This is a genomic window from Kribbella orskensis, from assembly GCF_004342085.1.
GTDB classification, from domain to species: domain Bacteria; phylum Actinomycetota; class Actinomycetes; order Propionibacteriales; family Kribbellaceae; genus Kribbella; species Kribbella orskensis.
Map to the genome: position 1 here is coordinate 418,023 of NZ_SLWM01000006.1, position 20,160 is coordinate 438,182.

A 20,160-nucleotide genomic window follows, 5' to 3' on the forward strand; every position below is an offset into this window, starting at 1 on the left:
GGGGCCGGATCGAGGACGATGATGGGAGCCCCGACGGAGAGGACGAACATGCCGGTCAGTGCTGCTGTGGACGGGTTCTCGTTGACCTATGACAGAGACGGGGAGGGGCCTGCCGTCGTCCTGCTGCACGGCTGGCCCGGGGATCGGACGGACTACCGATTGCTCGCGCCGATGCTGGTCGAGCGTGGGTTCGAGGTGGTGGTGCCCGACCTGCGGGGATTCGGGGAGTCGGACAAGCACGTGGTCGACCCGACCGCGCAGTACGGCGTGGCGGCGCAGGGGCGGAGCGTGGTCGGGCTGGTCGAGGAGCTCGGGCTGGAGCGTCCGGTGCTCGCCGGGTACGACGTCGGCAGCCGCATCGCGCAGGGGATCGCCCGGAGCCGGCCCGACCTGATCGAGGGCCTGGTGGTCGCTCCGCCGTTGCCGGGGATCGGGAAGCGGGTGTTCTCCGAGCACGCGCAGGCGGAGTTCTGGTACCAGGCGTTCCACCGGCTGCCGGTGATCGAGGAACTGATCGACGGGAATCCCGACGCGGTCCGGTCGTACCTGCGGCACTTCTGGACGCACTGGTCGGGGCCTGGGTTCGAGCCGGAGCTGGATCACCTGGTGGACGTCTACTCGAAGCCGGGCGCGTTCACCGCGTCGATCAACTGGTACCGGGCGGGTGCCGGGTCCGTCGCCACCTCGGCCAAGGAGATGTCGCCCGCGTCGTACGACCGGATCGCCGTACCGACGGTGGTGCTGTGGCCGGAGTTCGACCCGCTGTTCCCGCGGGAGTGGTCGGATCACCTCGACGACTTCTTCAGCGACGAGCGGCTGCGGTTCGTCGACGGCGTCGGGCATTACGCGCCGCTGGAGTACCCGGAGATCCTCGCGGAGGAGATTGTCGGACTAGGCTGAGCTCATGCCTGACAGCCCTGTCCACCTGCCGACCCCGACGGTCCGGCCGGCCGTGGGCGCGCTGGCCAAACTTGCGCCCGAGCCGGTGCGGTACCTGCTGAACTGGGGCCGCAAGTACTCGCTGTGGGTGTTCAACTTCGGCCTGGCCTGCTGCGCGATCGAGTTCATCGCGGCGTCGATGGGGCGGCACGACTTCATCCGGCTCGGGGTGATCCCGTTCGCGCCCGGGCCGCGGCAGGCCGACCTGATGGTCGTCTCGGGCACGGTGACGGACAAGATGGCGCCCGCGATCAAGCGGCTCTACGACCAGATGCCGGAGCCGAAGTACGTGATCTCGTTCGGCTCCTGCTCGAACTCGGGCGGGCCCTACTGGGACTCGTACTGCGTGACGAAGGGCGTCGACCAGATCATCCCGGTGGACGTGTACGTGCCGGGCTGCCCGCCGCGGCCGGAGGCGTTGCTGCAGGGCATCCTCAAGCTGCAGGAGAAGATCGCCGGCGAGAACGTCACCAGCCGGTACGAGCCGTCCGCGCAGGCACTGACCCGCGGTCTGGTGTCGCCGCCGGCTCTAGGTACTTCGGCTGTCGCTCCTGATGCTTCGGCTGGTATTTCGGCGACGGTGGAGCCTCGGTGAGCGACGACGCGGTCGGGGCCCTGGTCCAGGCGGGGATTGCCGCGGTCAAGGCCGAGAGCTTCGGCCCGGCGGCGGTCGACGTACCGGCCGAGTCGTGGGTCGCGGCGCACGAAGTACTGCGGGACGAGGTCGGCCTGACCTTCTTCGACTTCCTGACCGCGAGCGACGAACTTAATGACGGGTTCCGGATCGTCACGCACCTCGCGGACTTCTGGGGTGGTGCGCACGTCGACCACCTGCTCGTGCGCACGCTGGTCCCCCGCGCGACGCCGCGACTCGCCTCGCTGAGCGGCCTGTACTCCGGGGCGAACTGGCACGAGCGGGAGACCTTCGAGATGTTCGGGATCACCTTCGACGACCATCCGAACCTGATCCCCTTGTTGCTGCCGGACGGGTTCGAGGGCAACCCGCTGCGCAAGGAGTTCGTCCTCGCCTCCCGCGTCGCCAAGCCCTGGCCGGGCGCGAAGGAGCCAGGCGAGTCCGACCACGCCCCGAAGGCCGGAGCTCCGAGTCGCCGTCGCACGTTGCCGCCGGGCGTCCCCGACCCGGAATCCTGGGGACCCCGCCCGCCAGGCAGCCCCGACCCCGATCCTCTGGCACCCGCGCTCTCCGCCGCCACCCCGGCCCGCCCCCGCCGCGGCGCAGGCGAACGCCGTACCGCAAAGCAGGCTGAGGCAGCGCCTGCCAAGCCGGAGGAGTCGCAGGGTGAGCAGGGCGATTCGTCGTCGTGATTCCGACTCCTCGTGAGCTGGCCGGGTACACGCTCGAGCGCCAGCATCCGTTGTCTCGTGCGTGGGCGGACGACGCGACGCGACTGGACGCTCTGGCCAAGCAGCATGAGGAAGTAGACATCCTGCTTGCCACGGACCGCGACATTGCCGCGGCCCGGGTCGCGAAGACGGCGCCAGGTACTCCGATCGAGAGCATGCTCAACTACTGGGTCCCGGTGTGCGACGACCTGTCGGCGATGGTCAGCATGCGGTTCGAGGGCATGGATCCGACCAAGCCGTTCGTCGACGCCTCACCCATGAGCCGTGCTCTTCGCACCGAAGACCTGCCGGCCCTGGCTGCGGCCGCGACGCAGTACTACGCGATCCACAACCCCACCTACCTGCGCCTGTGGAGCGCCGAGCCCGTCGGCGCGTTCCCCGGCACAGGACCCGACCGCCGCTTCCTCGCTGCCCCGATCGAGCAACTCCTGCCGCGCGACGTCCCACCCGGCCTGGACGTCACCCCGGTCCGCAACGTGGACCACTACGACGACGCCCGCCGCGCCTACGACGCCGTCGACCACGCCCACCCGGCGCACGTAGTACAGGCTCATCTGCAAGATCGCGAGGACCTGGAGGAGTCCGCCGAGGCAGGCCTGCTCCTCGATGTGACAGTCGACGGCGCCTGGGCCGGCTATGTCTCAGCCCTGGCGGACGGCGAGGACACCCTCGGCCTTCCGGCGTACATCGTCCAGGAAATCATCCTGGTCCCGGAGTACCGCGGCCGCGGCCTCGGCACCCACCTCTCCACCCTGATGGCCCAGGCCCTCCCCGACCCCTCCCGCATCCTCATCGGCTGCATCCACGCCGACAACACCGGCGCCATCCAAGCCGCCACCACCGCAGGCCGCCAAGACGTAGGCGGCTGGCTCCAAGTCCCCCTCACGAACTGAAGCAGTCAGGGCAGCGGGCTGAGGAATTCGTCTGCGTGTTCTTCGGACCAGTCTTGGTAGGTGAGGGCTGGGCGGTTGAGGAGGGTTGGGACGGTCGGGGTTACTGGTTCCGGGTTGGTGACGAGGGTGGACCAGTAGGTGATTGAGGAGTCGGCGAGGGTGGGGTCGGCGCCGAGGGCGAGCATCGCTTGGCGGGCCTCGGTGGGGGATAGTGCTTCGATCCGCATCGGTTTGCCGGTGACGGTGCTGAGGGTGGCGATCTGCTCGGCCTGGGTCAGGACCTCTGGGCCGGTCAGGAGGTATTTCTGGCCGATGTGTTGCGGGACCAGGAGAGCCAGTACTGCGACCGCGGCGAGGTCGCGTTCGTGGATCAGGGAGCGGCCGGCGCCTGGGAACGGGATCCGTACGACGTCGCTCGTGCGGAAGGCTTCGGCCCACGCCTGGGTGTTGACGGCGAACCCGCTGGGGCGGAGGAAGGTCCACTCGGAGTCGGCGAGGAGTTCCTCGAGTTCGCCCCAGACGCCGCTGGCGGCGAGGGGTTGGTCGTCGCGGACGTTCAGGGAGGACAGGTAGACGACCCGCGACACGTGCTTCGTCAGCGCCTTCACCGCGGCCTCGGCGCCCTCCGCGCTGAACGACGGCCACAGCAGGAAGACCGCATCGACGCCGACCGCAGCTCCTTCGACCGCGCCCGGATCGTAGAGATCACCCTGCACCACCTCGACCGGCGCGGGCAGTTCGGCGGCCGCCGGATTCCGCACCAGCGCGCGCACGGTCGCCCCGGCTTCCAGCAAGCCCTGTACTACGTGTCGCCCGACGCGCCCGGTGGCTCCGGTGACGAGGATCGTGCTCATCTCGGCTCTCTTTCCCGCGAGGTTTTCCACCACCCTCTGACCTCAACAGCGGTTCAGGTCAAGCCGGACTCGATAGGGTGCGGTCATGCTCGAGTTCGTGGTGCGGGTCCTGGGAGTGCTGGTCGCGTTCCTGGTGACGCCCTTGCTGGTCGGTCAGGCCGAGCACAAGGTGATGGCGCACATGCAGTCCCGGCTCGGCCCGATGTACGCCGGCGGCTTCCACGGCTGGGCGCAGTTGGTCGCGGACGGGGTGAAGTTCATCCAGAAGGAGAGCGTGACCCCGGCGGCCGCGGACAAGCGGGTGTTCGAGTGGGCCCCCATCGTGGCGATCCTGCCGTACATGGCGGCGATGGCGGCGATCCCGCTGGCCCCGGGCATCGTCGGCGCCGACCTCGACTCGGGCCTGTTCTACCTGCTCGCCGTGATGAGTGTCGGCGTGCTCGGCTCGCTGATGGCCGGCTGGGCCAGCGGCAACAAGTACAGCCTGCTCGGCGGTCTGCGGGTGGCCGCGCAGCTGATGAGCTACGAGTTGCCCTTCGTGTTGTCCGCCGCGAGCGTCGCGGTCGCGGCGGGCACCCTGAGCCTGACCGGGATCGTCGAGGCGTGGAACCCGTGGTGGTTGCTGTGGCAGCTGCCCGGGATGGTGGTGTTCTTCATCGCCGGACTGGCCGAGCTCCAACGGCCGCCGTTCGACATGCCGGTCGCCGACTCAGAGGTGATCTTCGGCCCGTACACGGAGTACACCGGTCTCCGCTTCGCGATGTTCCTCCTCGCGGAGTACGCCGGGATCGTCGTCCTGGCCGGCCTCACCACGGTCCTGTACCTCGGTGGCTGGAGCGGGCCGGGTCCGGACAGCATCGGCTGGATCTGGACCGTCCTGAAGATCGCGGTGGTGTCGGTCCTGGTCATCTGGGTCCGAGTGGCCTTCCCCCGGCTGCGCGCCGACCAGCTGCAGAAGCTCGCGTGGCAGGGCCTGGTGCCGGTGGCGCTCCTCCAGCTCGCGCTCACCGGCATCGGCGTCGTCATCTTCTACTGAAGATCGTGAGTCTGGCTGTCGATCGGGGCCGAGGCTGTTCGTGTAGAGGACAAACCGGAGGAGGAGACGATGAAGCAGTACCTGCTCAGCATCTATCAGCCTGACGGGCCCGCGCCCGAGCCCGAGGTCCTCGAGCCGATCCTGCGCGAGCTGGATGCCTTGAACAACGAGATCCGCGCGGCGGGCGCCTGGGTGTTCGCGGCCGGGCTGCAGCCGCCGGAGACCGCGACCGTCCTGCAGGCCAAGGGGGACGACCTGCTGGTCACCGACGGTCCTTTCACCGAGGGCAAGGAACACCTGGGCGGCTTCACCGTGATCCAGGTCGAGACCGAGGACGAGGCCCTCGAGTGGTCCCGCAGGCTGGCTCGCGTCCTCAGCCCGCTGCACGTCGAGGTGCGGCCCTTTGGCTGAGGTCGGACCTGTCGAGATCGCCGCTGTGTTCCGGGCCGAGCACGGGCGGGCGGTGGCCGTGCTGACCCGGGTGTTCGGGGATCTGGACGTCGCCGAGGACGCGGTCCAGGAGGCGTTCGCGGCGGCGACCGAGAAATGGCCGGCCGCCGGGCTGCCGCCGAGTCCGGCCGGGTGGATCATCACCACCGCCCGGAACCGCGCGATCGACCGGCTCCGGCGCGAGGCCTCGCGGGCGGACAAACAAGCCCAGGCGGCCCTGCTGCACGCCCAGGACGAACCGGTGGAGGAGGGTGCTGTGCGCGATGACCGGTTGCGGTTGATCTTCACCTGCTGCCACCCGGCGCTCGCCCTCAACGTGCGGGTCGCCCTCACCCTGCGGCTCCTCGGCGGCCTCACCACCACCGAGATCGCCCGGGCGTTCCTGGTACCCGAGCCGACGATGGCGCAGCGGATCGTCCGGGCGAAGGCGAAGATCCGCGCGGCCGGGATCCCGTACCGGGTGCCGTACGAGGCCGATCTACCCGAGCGGGTCCGCGGTGTGCTGGCCGTCGTCTACCTGATCTTCAACGAGGGGTACGCCGCGTCGTCGGGCGACGAGTTGATCCGGACCGAGCTGTGCCAGGAGGCGATCCGCCTCGGCCGGCTACTGGTGGACCTGATGCCCGACGAGCCCGAGGCGGTCGGTCTGCTCGCGCTGATGCTGCTGCAGGAGTCCCGGCGCCCCGCGCGGACCGCCGCGGATGGCACGCTCGTGCGGCTCCCTGACCAGGACCGTGCCTTGTGGGACCGCGCTTTGATCACGGAAGGCCAGGACCTGGTACGCCGGTGCCTGCGCCGCGGCCAGCCTGGTCCGTATCAGCTCCAGGCGGCGATCAACGCCGTACACAGCGATGCGGCGACCGCGGCGGAGACCGACTGGGGGCAGATCGTCCAGCTCTACGACCACCAGCTCGCCATCGCACCGAGCCCGGTGGTCGCCCTCAACCGCGCAGTCGCCGTGGCCGAGATCTCCGGCCCTGCGGAAGGACTCGCCCTGGTCGACGACCTGGACCTCGGTGGCTATTACCTCTTCCACGCGATCCGTGCCGACTTCCTCAAACGCCTGGACCGTGCCGCGGAAGCGGCCGCCGCCTATGAAGCAGCACTCGCGCTGACCACGAACACCACCGAGCAGACCTTCCTCCAGAACAGCCTCGACGCGCTCTGAACTCCTCAGCGCTCGAGCTCCTCACGACGCTTCCGCAAGGCGAGGCGGATCCTGGCCGCCCCTGCGCCGATGAACGCGCCGACGAGGGCGGCGAGCGGGCTCATGAAGACAGCCGGGTCGGTCCACTCGTAGTGGTCGGGGGCGGTGGCGAACCAGGCGAACGCGACGTTGGCGGCGACCAGTACCGCCGCGCCGATGGCGGCCCAGGCGAGCGGCTGGTAGCTGTCCATCTGGAGACGGTAGCGACAGCCTGTGGACAACGGGAAGGGCTGGAACCCCGCGTCGCTAAGGTCTGCGGGTATGGGCGAGGGATTCGAGCTGGTGTGTGAGGTGGAGCCGCCGACGCGGCCGGATCTGAAGAAGGTGCGGCACCAGATCGGGGTGCTGAGCCCGATCGCGGACGCGTTCCTGATCCCGGACAACCACATCGGCCGGGCCACCGTGTCGAGCGTCGCCGTCGCGAACGAGGTCCAGGCGATGGGCGCGCGCGGGATCGCCTGCCTGAACTCCCGCGACCGGAACCTGCTCGGCTTCCGGCGCGACCTGCTCACCGCCGCGGCGTACGGGGTGGAGCAGTTCCTCTTCGTCCGCGGGGACGAGCCGACCGCGGGTGGGCGGACCAGCGAGCTGACGGTCCGGACGATGATCGAGCAGGCCCGGGCGACGACCTTCCCCGGGATCATGCCGTTCCAGGTGGGCGCCGCGACCGGGCTGCGTGCGGTACCGGGGTGGAAGGCGGAGGCCGATTTCCTCTACGTGCAGGTCAGCTACTCGCTGGAGAACCTGCTCCGGTGGCGCGAGAGCGTCGAGCTGGACATCCCGGTCTACGCGGGCGTGATGGTGCTCGCGAGCGCGAAGATGGCCCATAACCTGACCGCCGCGCTGCCCCAGATCGCCATCCCGGACGACCTGGTCGCGGCCGTCGAGGCGGACCGGGACGCGGGTGTGGACGCCGCCTGCGAGCAGATCCTGGGCATCCGCGACAGCGGCGCGTTCGACGGCGTGCACCTCGTCCCGGTGAGCCGCTACCGCCAGGTCGCCGCCCGGCTGGAGCGTGACCTTTGACCGGTTAACGACGTTGCGGCTTCTGAGCGACTAGTGTCCTGGTGCAGGACACTAGTGTCAGCGTGCACAGCTATCTGACGGAGGAGGAGGAGGAGGCGTGGCCGTACCAGGCAAGGGTCTGATCGAGGGCCTGAAGGTCACCGCGAAGACGCTGTCCCGCCGCTCCGTCACCGAGCAGTATCCCGACGTCCAGCCCGAGTTGCCGCCGCGGAGCCGGGGCGTGATCGCCCTGATGGAGGAGAACTGCACCTCCTGCATGCTCTGCGCCCGGGAGTGCCCGAGCTGGTGCATCTACATCGACTCGCACACCGAGACCGCGCCGTCGGTCGGCGAGCAGGCCCGGGAGCGCAGCCGGAACGTGCTGGACCGGTTCGCGATCGACTTCTCGCTGTGCATGTACTGCGGGATCTGCATCGAGGCCTGCCCGTTCGACGCGTTGTTCTGGTCCCCTGAGTTCGAGTACGCCGAGACCGACCTGCGCAACCTGACCCACGAGAAGGACCGGCTGCGCGAGTGGATGTGGACCGTGCCGGCGCCCCAGCCGATCGACCCTGGACCGGTGGTCGTTCCTGACCCGCCGGCCATCGAGGGTGGGAGCGAGCAGTGACGACTGCGCTCTTCTCCATCGCGGGGGCGGTGGCGGTCGTGGCGGCCGTACTGGTGGTGACATCTCGGCGGATCGTGCACGCCGCGCTCTGGCTGGTGGTCGCGCTCGGCGCCGTGGCCGGCTGCTTCGGCGTGCTGCACGCGGAGTTCGTCGCGCTGGTGCAGATCCTGGTCTACGTGGGCGCGATCGTCGTCCTGGTGCTCTTCGCGTTGATGCTGACCAAGGCCCCGACGAATCCGCTGCCCGGGCTGACCACCGGCCGCAGCCCGTTCGCCGCGGTGGTCTCGCTGGTGCTCGCGCTGATCCTCGGCGCCGGCGTAGTCGTTGCCTTTGGCAATGAGAGGATCAAGCCGGTATCGGCGGGCTCGGCGGAGAGTGTCGGCAACGCGGTGTTCCGCAGCTGGGTGCTGCCCTTCGAGGTGCTGTCGGTGCTGTTGCTGGCGGCCCTGATCGGCGCGATCGTGCTCTCCCAGCGCAGCGGAAGACTGTCGGAACCCGCTCAAACGGTGTCCAGCGCGGACGGGGGAGACGACTGATGCCGCTGGTCCTGCCACTGCTGCTGGCGGTACTGCTGTTCTGCATCGGCGTGTACGGCATCCTCGCGCGCCGCAACGCGATCACCGTGCTGATGTCGTTCGAGCTGATGCTGAACGCGGTGAACCTCAACCTGGTCGCCTTCGACGCCTGGCGGCTCGACGGTCTCGCCACCGGGCAGACCCTGGCGGTGTTCGTGATCACGATCGCGGCGGCGGAGATCGGCCTCGGCCTGGCGATCGTGCTGCTGCTGTTCCGCGGCCACGGGCATGTCGACGTGGATGCCGCCCGCGACCTGGTCGAGGTCGACCGGGTCAGGACGAACGACCTCGCGGAGAAGGGCACCGACCGGTGATCGCGACCGCCTGGCGGGTGGTCGGCGTCGGCTTCTCCCTGCTGGTCGTGCTGACCGCTGCGGTGCTCTACGGCGTCGAGCCCCAGCAGACGGCGTTCACCCACGGGGCCAGAGTGGGAGGCGACGTCTTCATCAGCTTCGACCTGCGCACCGACGACCTGACCGTGCTGATGCTCGCCGTGGTCGGCGTCGTCTCGGCCTGCGTCCAGGTCTACTCGATCGGCTACGTGCGGGAGCGGATCGCGTCGTACACGGCGCTGGTGACGCTGTTCACCGCGGCGATGGTGACCGTCGTGGTCGCCGACAACCTCTTCCTGCTGCTGATCGGCTGGGAGGTGATGGGCGCCTGCTCGTACCTGCTGATCGGTCACTACTGGGAGCGGCGCGACGCCCGCTCCGGTGCGATGAAGGCGTTCCTGATGACCAGGCTCGGCGACGTCGGCTTCCTGTTCGGCATCTTCGTGCTCGGCCTCGGCTACGGCACCTTCAAGATCTCCGAGCTGGGCGACAGCCCGATCTCGTCGGGCACGCTCACCACCGGCACGCTGCTGTTGCTGGTCGGCGTGGTCGGCAAGTCGGCCCAGGTGCCACTGCAGACCTGGCTCCCGGACGCGATGCCCGGCCCGAGCCCCGTCAGCGCCCTGATCCACGCGGCCACCATGGTCGCCGCCGGTGTCTTCCTGATCGCCCGCCTGTACGACGTGTTCACCGCGGCCGCGACGACTCTCACCGTGCTGGCGATCGTCGCCTGCGTGACGATGATCTTCGCGGCGCTCTGCGCGATGGCGGCGGTGGACGTGAAGCGGGTGCTCGCCTGGTCGACCGTGAGCCAGTTGGCGATCATGTTCGCCGCGCTCTCGCTCGGCACCTCCGACGGACGCCACGCCGCGCTCTTCCACCTGACCACCCACGCCGCCTTCAAGGGCCTGCTCTTCCTCTGTGCGGGCGTGCTCCTGCACGAGGTCGGCAGCGCCGCCTTCGTCGTGCTCCGCCGGTACACCCGCCACGGCGCGTTGCGGACGGCGATGCCGGTCACCTTCGTGACCATGACGATCGGCCTCGCCTCGCTGGCCGGCGTACCGGGGTTCGCGGGGTTCTTCTCCAAGGACGCGGTGGTCGAGGCAGCCTGGCTCCACGCGCGGGACGGGTCGACCCTCGGCTGGGTCGTGCTGGTCTCGGTGTGCCTGACCGCCGCGCTGACCGCCTTCTACTGCGTCCGGTTGTGGTTGTGGGTGTTCTTCCGGACGCCGGCTCTCGCCGGTGCGCTCGGCGCGTTCGAGGACGACGACCCGATGGCGGATGCGGAGGAGCCGGACACCTCCAAGCTGCATGACCCCTCGTGGGTGATGCTCGCTCCGCTGGTGCTCCTTGCGGTCGGATCGATCGGCCTCGGGTACGCCGACGGGGTGCACCTCAACTGGGGGGTCGCCCTGGTGACGACGGTGCTCGCGTTGCTCGGAGCACTGCCGGCGTACTCGTTGTGGCAGCGCGGGGCGGACCCGCGCCCGGTGGTGCTGGAGCAGGAGTTCGGGGTGGACCAGGCCTACTACCGGGTCTTCGCCGTACCGGTGCGGTGGTTCGCGCAACTGGCGGTCACCGGTGACCGGGATGTCATCGGCGCCTACGTACGCGCCGCGGGACGGACCGGAACGCTGGCGTCGCAAGGCCTCCGCCGGCTGCAGACCGGGAACGCGCAGACCTACCTGACCGCCGCGGTGGTCGGGGTCGTCGCGCTCGCGATCCTGGCGGGGGTGATCGGCTCATGAGCGCCTTGCTGCTCGTCCTGCTGGGGTTGCCGTTCCTGGCCGCTGTGGTCCTCTGGGTCCTGCCGGTGCCGAAGGCCGACCGGCTCGCGGCGATCGTCGGAGCCGTGGTGTCGGGCCTGGTGCTGGTCGGATCGGCGGTGCTGTGGTGGGACCTGCTGAGGCCGCGCAGTGGATCGTCGACCATCGGCGAACAAGCCCGGACTCTGCCCGGCAGGATCCATCCGTACGCCGAGACGGACGTGTCCTGGATCCCTGCGCTGGGCGTGCGGTTCCATGTCGCCATCGACACGATCTCGATGCCGCTGATCGTGCTGACCGCGCTGCTGGTGTTCCTGTGCTGCCTGTACTCGCTGCGGATCACCCCGCGGATCGGCCGGACGCGCTCGCTGATCGCGCTGCTGCTGGTGATCGAGACCGGCGTGATCGGTACGTTCTCGGCGGTCGACCTGGTGCTGTTCTTCCTGTTCTTCGAGGCCGTGCTGATCCCGATGTGGCTGGTGATCGACATCTGGGGCGACGAGCACGACCCGGCCGGGCGGCGCCGCGCGGCGACCACCTTCGTGCTGATGACGGTGCTCGGATCGGCGCTGATGCTGCTCGGGTTCCTGCTCGTGTACCGCGTGACCGGCACCTTCGACCTCGAGGTGCTCGGCCAGGACCCGATCCGCAACGGGCATGGGGTCGCCCTGGCCGCCGCCGTGCTGATCGCGATCGGACTCGCGGTGAAGATGCCGCTCTGGCCGTTGCACATCTGGCTTCCCGATGCTCATGCCAAGGCCCCGACGGTCGGCTCGGTGCTACTCGCCGGGGTGCTCCTGAAGCTCGGCAGCTACGGCCTGATCCGGATCCTGCTCCCGGTGCTGCCCGGGGCCACGGCCACCATCGCGCCGTACCTGGCCGGCTTCTCGACCGTGGCGATCATCGCCGGGTCGCTGGCCTGTCTGGCGCAGACCGACCTCAAGCGGCTGATCGCGTACTCGAGCGTGGGCCACATGGGCTTCATCGGGCTCGGCATCGCGACGATGTCGCCGGAAGGGCTCAGCGGCGCCCTGTTCGCGAACATCGCGCACGGCGTCATCACCGGCCTGCTGTTCTTCCTGGCCGGCGCGATCAAGGACCGGCACGACACCAGCGACCTGCGGACCCTCGGCCGGGCGCTCTACGCGCGGCTGCCGAGAATCGGCGGGTTGCTCACGTTCGCCTGCCTGGCCTCGCTCGGACTGCCCGGGCTGGCCGGCTTCTGGGGCGAGATGCTGGTCCTGCTCGGCGCCTACCACCCGGCCAATTCGTTGCCGAGGACAACTTTCCAGGTGATGATGGTGATCGCCGGCCTCGGCACCGTGCTCACCGCCGCGTACTTCCTCCGGCTGGTGCGCACCCTGTGCCAGGGTGATCCGGCCGAGTACCCGGCGGCCGCCTTCGCCGTGGACCTGAGCCGGATCGAGCTGATCACCTGGGCGCCGCTGATCGCGCTGACCGTGGTCCTCGGGGTCTGGCCGCCGCTGCTGCTCAACCACTGGAACTTCCTATGACGATCACCTGGACCGACTGGCAGGCGACCGCCGTACCGCTGCTGCTCGCGCTCGGCGCGATCGCGGTGCTGCTGATCGACGCCTTCTGGAGCACCGGGACCAAGCAGCTCAAGCACACCGTGATCAGCCTGATCACCGGCGGCGTGATCCTGTTCTGCCTGGCGTTCGTGGTGGTGCAGCGCAACGGCTTCAAGCCCGCGTTCTGCCGGACCGTAGTGGAGGGCCCGGCCGAGTGCAGCCTGGTGCTCGAACCGCTGACGATCGGCCTGTGGGCGGTGCTCCTGGTCGGCGGACTGGGCGTCGTCGGCCTCTCGACGTACCGGCTGCTGTCGGCGGGCATCCCCGTCGGGGAGTACCACTTCCTCTTGCTGAGCGCCCTGGTCGGCGCGACCGTGCTGGCCGGCGCGCGGGACCTCGCCACGGTGGTGATCGCGCTCGAGCTGGTGTCGCTGCCCACCTTCGCGATGGTGGCGCTGAACCGCGACCGCCGCGGCTCCGAGGCGGCGATGAAGGCCTTCCTGGTCTCGGTGCTCTCGACCGCCGTGATGCTGTTCGGCATCTCCTACCTGTACGGCGTGACCGGGTCGCTGTACCTCCAGACGATCGCGACGCGGCTGCCGGGGATCGACCCGGACCTGCGCCGGGTGGCCTTCGGTGCCGGGTTGTTCGTCATCGTCGGGTTCGGCTTCAAGATCGCCGCCGTCCCGTTCCACGGCTGGCTGCCCGACACGTACGCCGGGGCGCCGATCGAGGTGACCGCCTTCCTCGCCGTGGTGTCGAAGTCCGCCGGCGTGGCCGGGTTGCTCGTACTGGTGACGTTCGGCGTCGCCCCGAGTGGTTCGGAGTTGCGCCTGGTCGTCGCGATCCTGGCTGCGCTGACGATGACGGTGGGCAACATCGCGGCGCTGCGGCAGCAGGAGGCCGTGCGGCTGCTCGCCTGGTCCTCGATCGGGCAGGTCGGGTTCCTGCTCGCACCTCTCGCCGTCGGTGACGCGCAGGCGGTCGTGGGCTACCTGGCGGCCTATGTCGTGGTGACGCTCGGCGCCTTCGGAGCGGTCGCGGTGGTCCAGCGGCACCGCCCGGGCGGGCTGCTGTCCGACTACCGCGGCATGATCCGCTCGGAGCCGGGCCTCGGAGCCGCTCTCGTGTTCTTCCTGGTGGTTCTGGCGGGTCTGCCGCCGGGGCTGGCCGGGCTGTTCACCAAGTTCGCGGCCTTCCAGGCGGTGATAGATGCGCACATGGGCTGGCTCGCCGTGGTGATGGCGGTCAACGTGATGATCGGCCTGGCCGTCTACCTGCGCTGGGTCGCCGAGATCTTCCGGCTCCCGGCCGACGACCCGTTCTCCGTCGACATCGAGACCCCGGCCGTCGCCGTCATCTCCGCCTGCGTCGGCTCCGCCGTGGTGATGTCCCTGCTCCCGAGCGCCCTTTTCGCCCTCGTCACCTGAGGTCAGTTGGCATTCTGGGTAGCCAGCCAGCCCTCGTACTGCGCGAGGGCGCGGGCGAAGACCTGGTCGCGCTCGGCGGGGGACAGGTGGCCGCAGGGCAGGCCGAAGATGTCGTTCAGAGCGGTGAGAAGTCGGCCGGGGTTTCGAGCAGGGTCGAGTCGATCCGGTCGTCGAATGTCTCGATCAGGCTGAGCGACCGGAGGATCACCACGCTGCCGGCCTTGCGCCGGTAGGCCGCGCACAACCGGAGGAACGGCGAGTCGGGCGCCACCGAGAGGTAGGCGTGCTGGCCCTCGAAGGCCGCGAGCGTCGCGGGCGCCGACTCGAAGTCCATCCCGGCCAGCGTGCTCCGCGGATCGTGGTCCAGCCGCCACCCGTCGACGATCTCCGACGGCCGCAGCCGCAGCTCGAACGGATCTTGTCTGGCCGTTCCTGCTTCGAGGGGCATCGGAGTGAACAGGCCGTCGCCCAGGCCGACGTCGACCAGCCAGGCCTTCTGCGGATCGTCGTCCAGGCCGTGGACGGTCAGCACCAGGTGGCTGGCATCCACCCGGGCCGGCCGCGTCATCGTCTGCACGCCGCCGCGATGCATCGTCACCTGGTAGCCGAGCTCGGTGAGGAACTGCGCGAACACCCCGTTCAGCTGGAAGCAGTACCCGCCGGCCTCCCGCGCGAGGATCCGTTCCGCGACCGCCGAGGGCTCCAGCGGTCCGCCCTTGCCGAGCTGGTACTGCACCGACTCGTACGGCACGGTGTCGGCAAAGGCCGCGTGCAGTTCGAAGAGCGCCTCGACACTCGGCCCGTCGTGCCTGGTCAGACCGATGCGGCGGAGGAAGGCGGCGGTATCCATGGGGAGGAGGGTAGGCCGCGCCGGGGCCGACCTGGCAGGGTAGGGGCATGACCTCGGAGCGGATCTACGTCGGCAGCTACACCAGTCAGGAAGGGGGCGGCGAAGGCATCGGCTTCGGCACCCCCGACGAGTTGCGGATCATTGCGGCGATCCCAGATCCGTCGTTCCTGACCCGGTCGGCAGACGGCCGGTTCCTCTACACGACGAACGAGCTGGAGGCCGGTCGCGTCAGCGCCTTCGCGATCGACGAGAACGGCTCGCTGGAGTTCCTCAACCACCGGCCGACCGGCGGTGCGCACCCCTGCCACCTCGAGATCGACCCGTCCGGCCGGTTCCTGCTGTCGGCGAACTACACCTCCGGCTCGGTCGCGATCCACCCGATCGGGGCGAACGGCTCACTCGGCGATCCCAGTCAGATCCTGCAGCGCGAGGGCAGCGGCCCGAACGCCGAGCGCCAGGAAGGCCCGCACTCGCACCAGGTTACGTTCGACCCGGCCGGCGCCTTCACCTTCGACGTGGATCTCGGCTCGGACTCCGTCTATGTGTCGATCCTGAGCGACAAGGGCCGGCTGGAGGAGGTGGACCGCCTCACCATCCACCCCGGCGCCGGACCACGGCACCTCGTCTTCCACCCGGGCGGCGGTGCGGCGTACCTGATCAACGAGCTGGACTCGACGCTGGCCGTGTGCAGCTACAGCGACGGCACGCTCGCGGTCGTGCAGACCGTGTCGACGCGGCCCGAGGACGCGACCGGGGAGAACTTCCCGGCCGAGGTGCTGGTCTCCACGGACGGCCGGTTCGTCTACGGCTCGAACCGCGGTGACAACACGATCGCCGTGTTCCGGACCGGTGCCGAGGGGCTGGGGGCCGAGCTGATCCAGACGATCGGTTCCGGTGGGACCTGGCCGCGACACCTTGCCTTCAGCAAGGATGGGACCCAGCTGTACGCCGCGAACGAGCAATCCGACGCGATCGCGGTCTTCACCGTCGACCAGAGCAGCGGCGCCCTCACCGCAACGGGGACGCCGCTGAGCTGGCCCAAGCCGGTCTGCATCCTGCCCGCGTAACCCATGACGCAGCCAGACTGGGCGGTCGTGACAGCAAGTCCCGTCGCCGGGGAGTACTTCCCCTACGTCGACACCGACTACCAGGAGGCCAACCGCGGCCAGTTCCACTTCAGCTCCCGGAGCGGGTGGATGAACGATCCCAACGGGTTGTTGTACTACCGCGGCACGTACCACCTCTACTACCAGCACAACCCGTACGGCCTGGCCTGGGACACGATGCACTGGGGGCACGCGACCAGCCCCGACCTCATCCACTGGCGGCAGCAGCCGATCGCGCTCGATCCGAGGATCCACCCCGGCGATCTGTGGTCCGGCGGGGGAGTGGTCGACACCCGCGACACGTCCGGGCTCAAGGACGGCTCGCACGACCCCATCGTGGTCTTCTCCGGCACCCAGGGCGTGCGGATGCTCTACAGCCTCGACGGCGGCAGCACCTTCACGGCGTACGACGATGGCCGCGTCGTGGCGCAGCCGAGCGGGACCGAGAGCCGGGACCCGAAGGTCTGCTGGCACGAGCAGAGCGGGCGCTGGGTGATGGTGGTCTGGTCCGATGCCGGCGGCAACGGTGTGGACTTCTTCGTGTCCGCCGATCTGCGCGACTGGGAGCGGGTGAGCAGGTTCGCCGCCGGCTGGCTGTTCGAGTGCCCGGACTTCACCCCGATGGCGCTGGACGGCGACGTCACCTACGTACTGCGGGACGCGCGCGGCTCGTACCTCGTTGGCGACTTCGACGGCCGGGAGTTCCGGACGTCCTGGTCAGAGCCGTGCACCATCACCCGGAACACCGGCGGCGCGGGGAGCGACTACTACGCCGCCCAGTCGTTCGAGAACCTGCCGGATGACCGGGTCGTCACCTTGGCCTGGCAGGGCGGCAACCGCGGCTCGATCTGGACCGGCAACGCCAGTTTCCCGGTGCAACAGCGGCTGGTGAGCACACCCGACGGCCCACGGCTCTTCAGCGAACCGATCGACGAGATCCGCCTCCTGCGCAGCTCGACAACGAAGTGGGGCCCGGTCGAGCTGTCGCCGGACACCGCCCGGGACCTGCTCTCGGCCGAGGCCGCTGATACCTACGAGCTCGAGGCCACCTTCGACCTCAGCGCCTCGCAGGCCACGGCGTTCAGCTTCCGGCTCGGGACCGCCACCGACGCGCGGTCCGTCCGCTACGACCTTGGGTCAGCTCAGCTGGACGGTTACGACCTGCCGGTCGCGCCGGACGGAACCCTGTCGCTGAGGCTGCTCGTCGACCGAGGTCAGCTCGACATCTTCGCCACGGACGGTGCGTTCTACGAGTGCCTCAACGTCGACTTCGAGGGTGCTGGTCACGGACTCCAGTTGGTCACCGACGGACCATTGATGCTGAAGTCGCTGACCTTGCACCAGCTCGGGTCGATCTGGGACGACGGCCTACCGGCCTAGTGCCGCGGCAGGTCTCGCTCTCGGCAAGCCTCGGGTGGCCAGGGCGAGGCCTGATCCGGCGACCAGGGCCGCGGCCAGGAATCCGGTACCGCGGTCGAGGCCGGCGGCAACGAGTCCGAAGGTCGCCGGGCCGAGACCGAGTGCCAGGTCGATGCTCATGCTGACCGTGCCCATCACCGCACCTCGTTCGGCGGCCGGCACGTCCTGCAGCGCCAGCATCATGATCGCGGGCGTCCCGAGCGCGACACCGACACCGAGCACGACCGTCCCGAGTGCCAACCCCGGCACAGCCCGCCAGCCCCCGATGATCGTCAGCCCGGCCACCGCACATGACAGTGCCAGCCGAACACTCCGCTCCGCGCCCAGCCGGTCCGGGATTCGCGCGCCAACACTGCGGATCAGGATCACGATCGCCGCGAACACGAACATCAAGAAACCTGCCCCGGGCAACCCCAGATCCAGCGCATAGAGCGGCACAAACGCCAGGAACCCGGCCATGCCCCACACCAACGCCAGGAGCAGCAAGGCGGGCACCACCGCGGCCGGATGCAGCAGCCGTACTCCGGACTCGGCCGGACCCGGCTCGCGGGTGTCCCCGACCTTCAGAGCGAGTACTACGGCCAGTGCCGCCGCGCCGCTCGAGATCGCCCAGACCGTGGCGAAGCCGATCGCCGCGACCACCGCCTCGCCGATCGGCGGGCCGACCGCGAGCCCGGCGTACAGGGAGAGGGAGAACAGGCTGATCGCCTCGCCACGACGTTCCGCGGGGGCCAGGTCGCTCATCGCGGTCACCGCGCCGACGAAGAAGAAGGCCTCGCCGATGCCGGTCAGCAGCCGCAGTACGACGAGCAGGACGAGGCTGTCCGCGAGGCTGTAGCAGGCGACGGACGCGGCGAAGACGAGCCCGCCGCCGATCATCGCAACCGACCTGCCGCGCCTGTCGGCCAGCCACCCGGCCCACGGGCGCAGTACCAGCGCTGACAGGCTGAACGCGCCGACTGCGATCCCCACCCCGACGTCGCCGCCGGCCAGCGGTCCGGTCACGTAGAGCGGCACAGCGGGCACCAGCAGTCCGTCCGCGAAGAAGTAGGCGAGCGCGGCCAGCCCGAGCAGCGCGAACTGCGGGGTGGCGAGTCGGGGTCTGGCGACTGCGGTCCGGAACATGAGCTGCCTCCGTCGGTCCGAAACGGGCGTTCGAGGCTCACAATGGCCGTACGGCGCCTGCCGGGGCATCGGCAGTTCTGCCCATCTCGCAGGGTCGCCGGGAGAGGGCTAGATGGCGCGCGACGACCTGCGGCTCGCAGACCTGCTCTGCGCGCTCTCGGTGACGCTGGACCTCGCCATGGCGCAGCCACCGGAGAAGTCGCTCCGCAGTTGCGTGGTGGCGATGCGGCTGGCGCAAAACCTCGGCATGCCGCTGGTCGACCAGCGGACCGTCTACTACGCGACCCTCCTCCGCCACCTCGGCTGCACCGCCACGACCCACGAGGAGGCCCGCATGATGGGCCCGAGCGTGGCCCGGCTCCGCCCACTGATGGAACGGACCGACCCGGTCAGCAAGCGCGAGTCACTGACGCTTCTGACGCACATAGGCCAGGGCAGCGGCATCCGCCGGCTCCAGTACGTCGCTCGCACGCTGTCGGCCGGGAAGTCCAGCGAGGCGCAGTTGCTGCTAGCGATCTGCGAGGTCGGGAGCATGCTCGCGGAGCGACTCCACCTCGGCTCGGCAGTCGCCGACGCGCTCTACCAGAACCTGGAACGCTGGGACGGCACCGGTGCGCCGAGACGTCTGGCGGGCGAGGCGATCGCCAGCGCGACCCGGATCGCCGAGGTCGCTACCCAGGCGGTGATCTTCACCGGTCTCGGTGGGTCGGAACTCGCCGAGAAGATGCTGCGCAGGAGGCAAGGAGGCTGGCTCGACCCGCACGTTGTCGCGGCCTTCAAGCCGGACCTCGCGGCGGATCTGGAGACCATCGACGTCTGGGAGGAAGCCCTCGCCGCGGAGCCGCGACCGTGCTGGACGATCCCGGCCGACCGGGTGGACGACATCGCTCGCGCGTTCGCGTACTTCGTGGACCTCAAGTCGCCGTATCTGTTCGGGCACTCGACCGGGGTTGCGGAGTTGGTGGATCAAGCCGGTCAGCGGCTCCTGGACGACGACGAACGGCCCCTGGTGAAACAGGCGGCGTACTTCCACGACCTGGGCCGGATCGCTGTGCCCACCGGTGTCTGGGAGAGGCCGGGTGAGCTGCGCCGGGGCGACTGGGAGCAGGTGCGCCTGCATCCCTACCACTCGGAGCGGATCCTGGCTCGCTCCGTCGCACTCGAGCCGGTAGCCACGCTGGCCGGGCTTCACCACGAGCGGCTCGACGGGAGCGGCTACCCCCGGCAGTCCAAGTCGAGCGATCTCCCGCCCGCGGCCCGCCTGCTTGCTGTGGCCGACGTGTTCCAGGCGCTGACCCAGGATCGCCCGCACCGGGCAGCGCTACCACCCGAGGCGGCGGCGGCCGCAGTACGGGCCGAGGTGGCTGCCGGGCGCCTCGACGGCGACTGTGCGCGGGCAGTACTCGAAGCGGCCGGGCAACGAGTGCCCGGCCGCCTGTCGAGTCGTCCTGCCGGCCTCAGCGAGCGCGAGGTCGAAGTACTGCGGTTGCTCGCCCGGGGCCGGTCCAACGCCGAGATCGCCCGCGAGTTGGTGATCTCACCCCGTACCGCGGAGCACCACGTGCAGCACATCTACGGCAAGATCGGGGTCTCCACCCGGGCTGCCGCCGCACTGTTCGCCATGCGCCACGGCCTGTTCACGCCGTGA

At 69.7% G+C, this 20,160-nt stretch carries 20 protein-coding genes and 1 pseudogene; 17 read left to right on the forward strand and 4 right to left on the reverse strand.

Annotation, left to right across the window (positions count from 1 at the left end; genetic code table 11):
- Nucleotides 1–48 precede the first annotated feature (48 nt).
- From EV644_RS19840 to EV644_RS19855, 4 genes are read left to right on the forward strand one after another with little or no spacing between them, the layout of a single operon-like run.
- Entirely contained in the window at nt 49–900 is an 852-nt protein-coding gene (locus tag EV644_RS19840; RefSeq protein WP_132189768.1) for an alpha/beta fold hydrolase, read from the forward strand.
- Between the two features lie 4 nt (nt 901–904).
- Nucleotides 905–1,534, forward strand: coding sequence for an NADH-quinone oxidoreductase subunit B (locus tag EV644_RS19845; protein ID WP_132189769.1), 630 nt, complete (start codon nt 905–907; stop codon nt 1,532–1,534).
- The gene (locus EV644_RS19850) at nt 1,531–2,265 is read left to right on the forward strand and encodes an NADH-quinone oxidoreductase subunit C (protein ID WP_132189770.1); all 735 of its coding nucleotides are present in this window, start codon (nt 1,531–1,533) and stop codon (nt 2,263–2,265) included. The genes EV644_RS19845 and EV644_RS19850 overlap by 4 nt, the downstream gene beginning before the upstream one ends.
- Nucleotides 2,262–3,197: a GNAT family N-acetyltransferase gene (locus tag EV644_RS19855; protein WP_241998393.1), complete on the forward strand. Its 936-nt coding sequence runs from the start codon at nt 2,262–2,264 to the stop codon at nt 3,195–3,197. The genes EV644_RS19850 and EV644_RS19855 overlap by 4 nt, the downstream gene beginning before the upstream one ends.
- A gap of 5 nt (nt 3,198–3,202) precedes the next feature.
- On the opposite strand, the gene EV644_RS19860 is transcribed toward EV644_RS19855, so the two are convergent.
- Nucleotides 3,203–4,051, reverse strand: coding sequence for an SDR family oxidoreductase (locus tag EV644_RS19860; RefSeq protein WP_132189771.1), 849 nt, complete (start codon nt 4,049–4,051; stop codon nt 3,203–3,205).
- Between the two features lie 85 nt (nt 4,052–4,136).
- Here EV644_RS19860 and EV644_RS19865 point away from each other — a divergent pair, with 85 nt between their 5' ends.
- The 3 genes from EV644_RS19865 to EV644_RS19875 all read left to right on the forward strand — a co-directional run bounded on the left by EV644_RS19865 (nt 4,137) and on the right by EV644_RS19875 (nt 6,705).
- Nucleotides 4,137–5,087 carry a complex I subunit 1/NuoH family protein gene (locus EV644_RS19865; RefSeq protein ID WP_132189772.1) on the forward strand — a complete coding sequence of 317 codons (951 nt, stop codon included), beginning with the start codon at nt 4,137–4,139 and terminating at the stop codon, nt 5,085–5,087.
- Between the two features lie 69 nt (nt 5,088–5,156).
- Complete coding sequence (locus tag EV644_RS19870) at nt 5,157–5,498, forward strand: YciI family protein (protein ID WP_132189773.1); 342 nt, start codon at nt 5,157–5,159, stop codon at nt 5,496–5,498.
- The gene (locus EV644_RS19875; protein ID WP_132189774.1) at nt 5,491–6,705 is read left to right on the forward strand and encodes an RNA polymerase sigma factor; all 1,215 of its coding nucleotides are present in this window, start codon (nt 5,491–5,493) and stop codon (nt 6,703–6,705) included. Before EV644_RS19870 ends, EV644_RS19875 begins: the two co-directional genes overlap by 8 nt.
- A 5-nt stretch (nt 6,706–6,710) precedes the next feature.
- On the opposite strand, the gene EV644_RS19880 is transcribed toward EV644_RS19875, so the two are convergent.
- Complete coding sequence (locus tag EV644_RS19880; protein ID WP_132189775.1) at nt 6,711–6,935, reverse strand: hypothetical protein; 225 nt, start codon at nt 6,933–6,935, stop codon at nt 6,711–6,713.
- 70 nt (nt 6,936–7,005) lie between these two features.
- Here EV644_RS19880 and EV644_RS19885 point away from each other — a divergent pair, with 70 nt between their 5' ends.
- From EV644_RS19885 to EV644_RS19915, 7 genes and pseudogenes are all read left to right on the forward strand, one after another.
- Complete coding sequence (locus EV644_RS19885) at nt 7,006–7,770, forward strand: methylenetetrahydrofolate reductase (protein WP_132189776.1); 765 nt, start codon at nt 7,006–7,008, stop codon at nt 7,768–7,770.
- 232 nt (nt 7,771–8,002) lie between these two features.
- Nucleotides 8,003–8,218 (forward strand): annotated as a pseudogene (locus EV644_RS46430) (4Fe-4S binding protein); the annotation flags it as partial.
- A gap of 155 nt (nt 8,219–8,373) precedes the next feature.
- Nucleotides 8,374–8,913, forward strand: coding sequence for an NADH-quinone oxidoreductase subunit J family protein (locus tag EV644_RS19895; protein WP_132189778.1), 540 nt, complete (start codon nt 8,374–8,376; stop codon nt 8,911–8,913).
- The gene (nuoK, locus tag EV644_RS19900; protein WP_132189779.1) at nt 8,913–9,266 is read left to right on the forward strand and encodes an NADH-quinone oxidoreductase subunit NuoK; all 354 of its coding nucleotides are present in this window, start codon (nt 8,913–8,915) and stop codon (nt 9,264–9,266) included. Before EV644_RS19895 ends, nuoK begins: the two co-directional genes overlap by 1 nt.
- A complete protein-coding gene (locus EV644_RS19905) occupies nt 9,263–11,032 on the forward strand; it encodes an NADH-quinone oxidoreductase subunit 5 family protein (RefSeq protein WP_132189780.1) in 1,770 nt (589 codons plus the stop codon). The genes nuoK and EV644_RS19905 overlap by 4 nt, the downstream gene beginning before the upstream one ends.
- Nucleotides 11,029–12,564 (forward strand): complex I subunit 4 family protein, encoded by a 1,536-nt coding sequence (locus EV644_RS19910; protein WP_132189781.1) that lies wholly within the window; start codon nt 11,029–11,031, stop codon nt 12,562–12,564. Before EV644_RS19905 ends, EV644_RS19910 begins: the two co-directional genes overlap by 4 nt.
- Entirely contained in the window at nt 12,561–14,012 is a 1,452-nt protein-coding gene (locus tag EV644_RS19915; RefSeq protein WP_132189782.1) for an NADH-quinone oxidoreductase subunit N, read from the forward strand. Before EV644_RS19910 ends, EV644_RS19915 begins: the two co-directional genes overlap by 4 nt.
- 115 nt (nt 14,013–14,127) lie before the next feature.
- On the opposite strand, the gene EV644_RS19920 is transcribed toward EV644_RS19915, so the two are convergent.
- Nucleotides 14,128–14,862, reverse strand: a complete 735-nt coding sequence (locus EV644_RS19920) for an arylamine N-acetyltransferase family protein (protein ID WP_132189783.1) — start codon at nt 14,860–14,862, stop codon at nt 14,128–14,130.
- Between the two features lie 47 nt (nt 14,863–14,909).
- Between EV644_RS19920 and EV644_RS19925 the strand changes: the two genes are divergently transcribed.
- Entirely contained in the window at nt 14,910–15,929 is a 1,020-nt protein-coding gene (locus EV644_RS19925) for a lactonase family protein (protein WP_132189784.1), read from the forward strand.
- Nucleotides 15,930–15,956: 27 nt separating this feature from the next.
- On the forward strand, nt 15,957–17,348 hold the full coding sequence (locus tag EV644_RS19930) for a glycoside hydrolase family 32 protein (RefSeq protein WP_158292880.1): 1,392 nt from the start codon (nt 15,957–15,959) through the stop codon (nt 17,346–17,348).
- Here the strand turns inward: EV644_RS19930 and EV644_RS19935 are convergent.
- Nucleotides 17,337–18,512, reverse strand: a complete 1,176-nt coding sequence (locus tag EV644_RS19935) for an MFS transporter (RefSeq protein WP_158292881.1) — start codon at nt 18,510–18,512, stop codon at nt 17,337–17,339. The genes EV644_RS19930 and EV644_RS19935 overlap by 12 nt on opposite strands.
- Before the next feature lie 112 nt (nt 18,513–18,624).
- On the opposite strand from EV644_RS19935, the gene EV644_RS19940 reads away from it, so the two are divergent.
- The gene (locus tag EV644_RS19940; protein ID WP_132189787.1) at nt 18,625–20,160 is read left to right on the forward strand and encodes an HD domain-containing phosphohydrolase; all 1,536 of its coding nucleotides are present in this window, start codon (nt 18,625–18,627) and stop codon (nt 20,158–20,160) included.